We start from the raw sequence: 7,868 nt of genomic DNA on the forward strand, positions 1-7,868 counted from the left end.
TGATAATAAAGGTGTATCTTTAGTATTAATAAATACATATAAAGGCAACAATACATTTAAGTATTTGAATAATAAACGAAAATACAAAAATATTACAAAAGTTAAACCTTTTAATGGCGGACTAGGAGGTAATATATCTATATTTTCTAACAGAAAGTATTTTTTTGATAATTTATACAAAGAACCTTTAGAAGAATTATATAAAAATAGTAATAATACAAAGTATAATGTTGGTATAGTAAATATGGCTTTTCAAGATAATTATGGTGGGGCTTTAACATATTATGCTCTATATAAAGTCATAGAGCAATTGGGATATAATCCGTTACTTATTTATGATAATAAACTTCAAGATAGCTTGTATAATAATTTTATAGGAAATAAATTCCATATAAAATATTCCAATATAGCTAATGAATATTTTTCTGAAGAAATATTGAATCAACTTAATGAAAATTGTGATACTTTCATTGTAGGTTCAGATCAAGTTTGGAGATATGATTTTTTTGAGGATAATATATTTTATTATCTCTTTAATTTTACAAATAATAGTAAAAAGAAAATATCTTATTCATCTTCATTTGGTATTCCAACATATAATGGAGGATATTGTAACAAATTACTCTTTAAAAATTATTTAAAACAATTTGATTATGTATCTGTTAGAGAAGATGATGGTATAAATATATGTAAAAATGAATTTGATGTTGAGGCTACACATGTATTAGATCCTGTATTTTTATTAGATGTAAAATATTATGATTATTTGATATCAAAAAGTAAATTAAATATAAAATATAAATATGTGGCATCATATTTAAGACGAGGGGATAGTAATATAGATAAATATTTGTCTTTTGTATCTGATAAATTATCTTTAAAAGTTTTTAAAACAGGTAGAGTTGATTTTAGCAGTAAAGTTGAATACGATAAATCTTTTTCAATAGAAGATTGGCTTTATATGATTAAAAACTGTGATTTTTTTATATCAGATTCTTTTCATGGAATATGTTTTGCTATTATTTTCAATAAGCCTTTCATTTTAGTAATAAATGATGGTGCTATTTCTAAATATAAATCTTTAATTAGAATGTTTAAATTAGAAAATAGAACTATTAACAAGTTCTATGAAATATTAGAGGATACTAATATTATTAACACAAGTATGGATTTTGAACAAATAAATGAAAAACTAGAATTAGAAAAGAAAAAATCATTGGAATGGCTTGTAAATGCACTTGAAACTCCAAAAAAAATTAATAAAGATTCATATAAGGATGATATGATAAATTTGCTTATAGAAAAAAATCAACAGTTAAATAATGAAAATAAACAATTAAGCAATAAAATAAATTATTTAGCAAATAATATAAATTGGCTAAAGTTTTTCGGAATATATAATAGCAAGAATTATATTTATATATACTTATTTGGTATTAAAGTCACAATTAAAGCTACTGAAAAAAATATTAATATGATAGCTTGGTGGATACCAGTAAAAAAGTGGCGTGAGTCTTTTAAAGATAAATTCAGAAAATTATATTAATAGTTATGAATTCCTATAAAATCATTATTAATAAAATTTAGTATTTTGCTACTACATTTTTAAAATTGAAATATAACATAAACTTATTTTATCATATAATGAAATTCTTACTTAAAAAATATAAATGTATATGACACCTCATTTAATAAAGTTTTAATAGGAGACAATATATAAGCTAATGAGTTATAGTATTCTTTACTTTTTATAAGAAATAAAAATTTAGAAGATAGTAAAATAAAAGAATATTTTAAATTATAGTATATTGAATTATTTATTTTATCTTATATAATTGTATTATGTATTTATTAGAGTTTGAAGAAATATCAAAAGAAGTTATTTGGGGAGGCAATACCCTAGCATCATTATATTCAAAACCATTTGATAAAAATAAAACTATAGGTGAAAGCTGGGAGATTTGCAGTTTGCCTAATGATGATAATATTGTGCTTAATGGAGAGTTTAAAGGAAGAACTTTATCTTCTTTAGTAGATGAATACGGAGTTAAACTTTTGGGTACAAAATGCAAGGATAATTATTTCCCTCTTCTCATAAAACTTATAGATGCAAGAGATAAATTATCTATACAAGTTCATCCTAATGAAGAATATGCAAATAAAAGACATAATAAGCATGGCAAGAATGAAATGTGGTATGTTATGAATACGGACGGCAATGCAAAACTTCTTATAGGATTAAAAGAAAATGTCACTAAGGATGATCTAAAAAAAGCTGTGTATAATAAAGAAAATATAGAAGATATGTTTAATTATTTTGAAATTAAAAAAGGAGATGCTTTTTACATTCCAAACGGATGCATACATGCTATACTCGGAAATTCTGTTATAGCTGAGATACAGACTCCAAGCGATGTTACATATAGGCTTTATGATTGGAATAGGGTTGATAATAATGGAAAATCAAGAGAACTTCATATAGAGGATTCATTTAATGTTATAAAGGATATAGATGCTTATAGTTTGAAATCTAATAAACATAGTAAGTTTAAGAGTTCATTATTGGAAATTAATACAGTATTTTCAAATAAATATTTTACAGCAGAAGAATATATTATTACTGATAACTTTGATTCAAAAACAGATGGTGAAAGTTTTGAAATTATTATGGCTGTTGAAGGCAATGGTACAATAGAATCTAATATAGATGGTAATGTTATTAAACTTTATTCTGGTAAAACGGTTTTAATCCCTGCCAGTTTGGGTGATTATATAATAAAAACTAATAATAGTATAAAATTTTTGAGGATAACTTTATAATATGAGCGATGTTATAGAATTAAAGGATGTTCATAAAAGTTTCGGACAGCAAAAAGTATTAAATGGAGTTAATCTTAAGGTAAACAGAGGAGAAACATTATCTGTAATAGGAAATTCAGGATGCGGTAAAAGTGTTCTTATAAAACATTTGATAGGCTTATTGCAGCCTGATTCTGGAAGTATAATAGTAGACGGACATGATATTAACAAAATTTCAGATAATGAATTGACAGAAGTTCGTAAAAAATTTGCTATGGTGTTTCAAGGAGCAGCTTTATTTGACTCTCTTAATGTTTATGAGAATGTGAGTTTCGGACTTAGAAGAATAAAGAAAGGTATACCTGAAGATAGAATAAAAGTAAAGGTAGCAGAAGTATTAGAAATGGTAGGCATGCCTAATATAGAGCATAAAATGCCTTCTGAACTTTCTGGAGGTATGAAAAAGCGTGTTGGATTGGCACGTGCTATAGCTATGGACCCAGAAATATTGCTTTATGATGAACCTACAACTGGTTTAGACCCCGTTATGTCTAGGGTTATAGATGATTTAATTGTTAAAATGCAGTCTATTCTTAATGTTACCAGTATTGTTATAACACATGATATGACTAGTGTATTTAGAATGTCAGATAGGGTGGTTATGCTGCATAAAGGACAGATCATAGAAGGAGGCGACCCTGATCATTTGGGCGAAACAGAAAATCCGCATTTGAAGTTCTTTTTTATGAGCAGTATAGCTAAAAAGGGTGAGGATATAGAAAGCATTAGACCAAAAGATTAATATCTTTTTTATATATATAATTTTTAGGATAAGGAAAAAATATGAAAAATAAAGTTAAATTGGGTATATTTTTTATCATTACAATTGTAATATTTGTAGGTGCTATAATATTATTAGGTAATATAAAATTAAAAGGCGATGGATATAGATTATATGTAGATTATGTATTTATTGGTGATTTGCAGGAGAATGGTAAAGTTTCATACAGAGGAGGCGGAATACAGATAGGATTTATTGAAAAGATAAGTATTAATGCAGACGGTACTATAAGAGTAACTTTATTTATAACGGATAAAAATGTTATTATTCCAGAAGGTACTAAATTTTCTATACAGACGGTTGGTTTAGGATTGGGTGAAAAATACATAATGGTATCTCCTCCTGCGATAAATACAACAGGTATGAAAAGTATTGCTCCTGAAAGTGTTGTTAAAGGAGTTGAGCCTTTTAGTATAGAAACTACTTTAGGTTCTATTGGAGATATAGGAAAGGATTTGAATTTTCAGGAATTTTCATCTATAATTACTAATTTGGCACAAACTATAAATATGATTGCCGATGTTATAGGAACTAATGAAGAAAATATTACAAAATCTATTTCAAATGTTAATGACAGCTTATCTCATATTAACAGTATTACTAAGGATTTGGCATCGGTTATTAATGATGTTGAAAGAGGAAAGGGAACAGCAGGAGCTTTATTTAAAGATACTGGATTGCAAACTAATATATCATCAATAATTACTAATTTAAGAATATTTAGTGAAAAATTAAGAGATAATCCTTCTGTTTTACTTTTCAGAGAAACAGAGAAGAAATAGAAATTTTTTATTATTTATACGGAGGGCATTTTATGATAGATGATATTATGACTTTAATTATGAAGAGTATTTCTAAAAACAAGAAGAAAAAAGAAAAATTAACTGATAAAGAAATAGAATATATCAATATACAAAATGAGATAAAAAATTTTTCTAAACAGAAGTTAAATAGATGTCTAAAAGATGCTGAACGTATAGCTGTTAAAGTAGGTAAATATTCTTTAAAATACTTTGGATGTCCTAAAAAGGTATCAAAAAAGGGTAAAACAGATTTATTTACAGAAATAGATGTAAGAAATGAGGGAGAGATAAGAAAATATTTATTAAAACATTATCCTGATTTCGGATTTTATGGAGAAGAGTCAAATAATCCTGATAATAAAGATTTTCTTTGGATAGTAGACCCTATTGACGGCACCAGTAATTTTATACATGGATATCCTTTCTATTGTATATCTATAGGGCTTGCTTATAAGGGAGTTCCTATACTTGGTGTTGTATATGCCCCTTTAACTGATTCTGTTTATAAAGCACATGCTAAATCAAAAGCATATAAGAATAATAAATTGATTAGAGTAAGCAATAGCCAAAAATTAATAGAATCTCTTATAATAACAGGTTTTTATTATAATGCCAGTATTGATGATGACTTTCTGCATGACAGAATGATAGATTTTGCCAATATGGTTAGAAGAAGTTTGGCTGTAAGAAGGGACGGTTCTGCAGCATTAGATATATGCATGGTAGCTGAGGGAGCAGCTGACGGATTTTTTGAGTATGGATTATCTCCTTGGGATGTATGTGCAGGAACTATTATATTAAAGCAGGCTGGCGGCATGGTTAGTAATGTGAAAATGAAAGAATATAATATATTTTCAAAGAAACAGTATATAGCAAGTAATAAAAAAATTCACAAAGAAATGATAAATGTACTTGAATAAGTTTGCAATAAGTATAAAATATATAACTAAAAAATAATTTTTATAATTTAAAGGAATGTTTTTATGGTAGAAGGAAAAAGAGGAAAAATTATTCAGGTTGTAGGTTCTACCCTAGATGCTGAGTTTGAAGAAGGTCATCTTCCTCCTATATTGAATGCACTTTATATAGATAAAGAAATAGAAGGTGTAAAAAAACACATAATTTGCGAAGTTCAGCAGCATTTAGGCGGAGGAAGGGTTAGAGCTATATCTTTGGAATCAACTGACGGATTATCCAGAGGCGATGATATATTTGACAGCGGTAATCATATTATGGTTCCAGTAGGCAATGAAACTATAGGAAGGATATTTAATGTACTTGGACAGACAGTAGATAAAGGAGAGCCTATAGCAGCTAAAGAATATAGATCTATACATGCTTCTCCTCCAAAATTTGATACATTAGAGCCTAAACTAGAAATTTTTGAAACAGGAATTAAAGTTATTGACTTGTTAGCCCCTTATATTAAAGGAGGAAAAACTGGTTTATTCGGCGGAGCAGGTGTAGGAAAGACTGTTCTTATAATGGAGCTTATACATAATATAGCAAGTGAGCATGGCAGTTATTCTGTATTTGCGGGAGTTGGAGAGAGAACAAGAGAAGGAAATGACTTATGGAGTGAGATGAAAGAGTCTGGCGTTATTAATAAAACTTGTCTTGTTTACGGTCAGATGAATGAGCCTCCTGGAGCAAGACTTAGAGTAGCATTGTCAGCATTAACAATGGCAGAATATTTCAGAGATTCAGCAGGATTGGATGTATTGTTATTTATTGATAATATATTCAGATTCACTCAGGCTGGAAGTGAAGTATCGGCATTGCTTGGACGTATGCCTTCAGCTGTAGGTTATCAGCCTACTTTAGCAACTGAAATGGGAGGCTTGCAGGAGAGGATAACATCTACTAAAAATGGTTCTATTACATCTATACAGGCTGTTTATGTACCTGCAGATGACCTTACAGACCCAGCACCAGCAACAGCATTTACTCACTTAGATGCCACTACTGTATTATCAAGAGAAGTTAGTGAAAAAGGTATATATCCTGCGGTAGATCCTTTGGCTTCAACAAGCAGAATATTAGACCCTAATATATTGGGGCAGGATCATTATGATACAGCTAGAAAAGTTCAGCATATACTTCAAAGGTATAGAGATTTGCAGGATATTATAGCTATACTTGGTGCTGATGAGCTTTCTGAAGATGATAAATTGATTGTATCACGTGCTAGAAAAATAGAACAATTTTTGAGTCAGCCTTTCTTTGTAGGAGAGCAATTTACAGGGCTTCAGGGAAGATATGTAAAATTAGAAGACACTATAAGAAGTTTTAAGGGTATTTGTAATGGAGATTATGATGATCTCCCAGATCAGGCGTTTAGATTCGTTGGTTCTATAGAAGAAGCTGTATCTAAAGCCAAAACTATGGAAAGTTAACTTTATTTTGTTAAATAAATAACTATATTATACCGATGATTGAAACAGTATATAAATTTTGTAGGTTTCGTATATGATTTTTAAAGTTAATGATGATGTCTTGAAAAAGAGATTAAAATTTTATATGCCTGCTCTTTTTCTTGTAGTAGGAATTGTTTCTGTAGCTATTTTTTCAATTTTGCTAAAGACAGTTTATCAATTATCTAGTTCTCTAGTTAGTTATTTATATATATTTATTTTTATTTTAATTGCTGTTTTTTGTGTAAGTATTTACTTTGATTGCGTTAAGCTTGAAAAAGGAAAATCTTTTTCTATAGGAAAAAGATATGTATTAAAAGCTGGATTAGCAGTAGTTTTAGTAGCTATATTTTCATATAGTATACATATATATTTAGGGAAAATTACTATATTTGAGATGCTTAATATACGTCTTATAATGGTAATATTTTTAATAGCCATTGCTATGTCGGCATCTTCTGTAATATTTAATATATTACTTGGACCTTTATATAAAAAGACAGGTCAGAAAGAATATTATCTTCCTATGATTTATCATTTCGTACCTATTGCTATGGCTACAATGATATTCGTTGTTACTTTAGTTAATGGTATGCATTATAGAGCTGAGTTAGACTATGATGTAAGCCGTGAAATCACTTCAAAAAAAGAATATGCTAATGACTTTGCTAACAGTTTTTACTACAGTATTAATAAATATATAAATATATCTGATAATATAGTATCATATATGGATTTAATATCAGGCAACAGATATAATTTAAATGATTATATAGGTATCATATCAAGATATTTAAGTACAAGATATGTTAATGATAATAATATAAGGTCTTTTTCAATATTTTTGAGTGATATTGAGAATGCTAATGTTAATATAACAGGTGAAAACATAGAAAATATATCTTTAATTTGGCAGTATGATATTGATAATCTCATAACAATTAATACTAATTTAAGACCTAATATTCCTGCTAATAATATGACCAAACTATTATCAGGCACTAATTCTGT

At 28.0% G+C, this 7,868-nt stretch carries 6 protein-coding genes and 1 pseudogene; all 7 read left to right on the forward strand.

Translation table 11 applies throughout. The features are described 5' to 3' along the window. The coding region (locus Q0J69_RS14020; protein ID WP_297208540.1) for a polysaccharide pyruvyl transferase family protein at nt 1-1,546 on the forward strand (1,546 nt) is incomplete at its 5' end. A 296-nt stretch (nt 1,547-1,842) separates the two neighbouring features. Next, a complete protein-coding gene (locus Q0J69_RS14025; RefSeq protein ID WP_297208542.1) occupies nt 1,843-2,820 on the forward strand; it encodes a type I phosphomannose isomerase catalytic subunit in 978 nt (325 codons plus the stop codon). 1 nt (nt 2,821) lies between these two features. Then, on the forward strand, nt 2,822-3,601 hold the full coding sequence (locus Q0J69_RS14030; protein ID WP_297208544.1) for an ABC transporter ATP-binding protein: 780 nt from the start codon (nt 2,822-2,824) through the stop codon (nt 3,599-3,601). Between the two features lie 41 nt (nt 3,602-3,642). Then, complete coding sequence (locus Q0J69_RS14035; protein ID WP_297208546.1) at nt 3,643-4,422, forward strand: MlaD family protein; 780 nt, start codon at nt 3,643-3,645, stop codon at nt 4,420-4,422. Nucleotides 4,423-4,454: 32 nt separating this feature from the next. Then, complete coding sequence (locus tag Q0J69_RS14040) at nt 4,455-5,363, forward strand: inositol monophosphatase (RefSeq protein WP_297208548.1); 909 nt, start codon at nt 4,455-4,457, stop codon at nt 5,361-5,363. Between the two features lie 63 nt (nt 5,364-5,426). Further along, nucleotides 5,427-6,839, forward strand: a complete 1,413-nt coding sequence (atpD, locus tag Q0J69_RS14045; RefSeq protein WP_297208550.1) for a F0F1 ATP synthase subunit beta — start codon at nt 5,427-5,429, stop codon at nt 6,837-6,839. A gap of 73 nt (nt 6,840-6,912) precedes the next feature. Further along, nucleotides 6,913-7,868, forward strand: a pseudogene (locus tag Q0J69_RS14050) (methyl-accepting chemotaxis protein); the annotation flags it as partial.

Source organism: uncultured Brachyspira sp., assembly GCF_944388875.1.
GTDB lineage: Bacteria > Spirochaetota > Brachyspiria > Brachyspirales > Brachyspiraceae > Brachyspira.

Excerpts from the sequence above, each read along its gene's own strand:
- Q0J69_RS14025 (WP_297208542.1), top strand. The coding sequence starts at position 1,843 with ATGTATTTATTAGAGTTTGAAGAAATATCAAAAGAAGTTATTTGGGGA.
- Q0J69_RS14040 (WP_297208548.1), top strand. The coding sequence starts at position 4,455 with ATGATAGATGATATTATGACTTTAATTATGAAGAGTATTTCTAAAAAC.
- Q0J69_RS14030 (WP_297208544.1), top strand. The coding sequence starts at position 2,822 with ATGAGCGATGTTATAGAATTAAAGGATGTTCATAAAAGTTTCGGACAG.
- atpD (WP_297208550.1), top strand. The coding sequence starts at position 5,427 with ATGGTAGAAGGAAAAAGAGGAAAAATTATTCAGGTTGTAGGTTCTACC.
- Q0J69_RS14035 (WP_297208546.1), top strand. The coding sequence starts at position 3,643 with ATGAAAAATAAAGTTAAATTGGGTATATTTTTTATCATTACAATTGTA.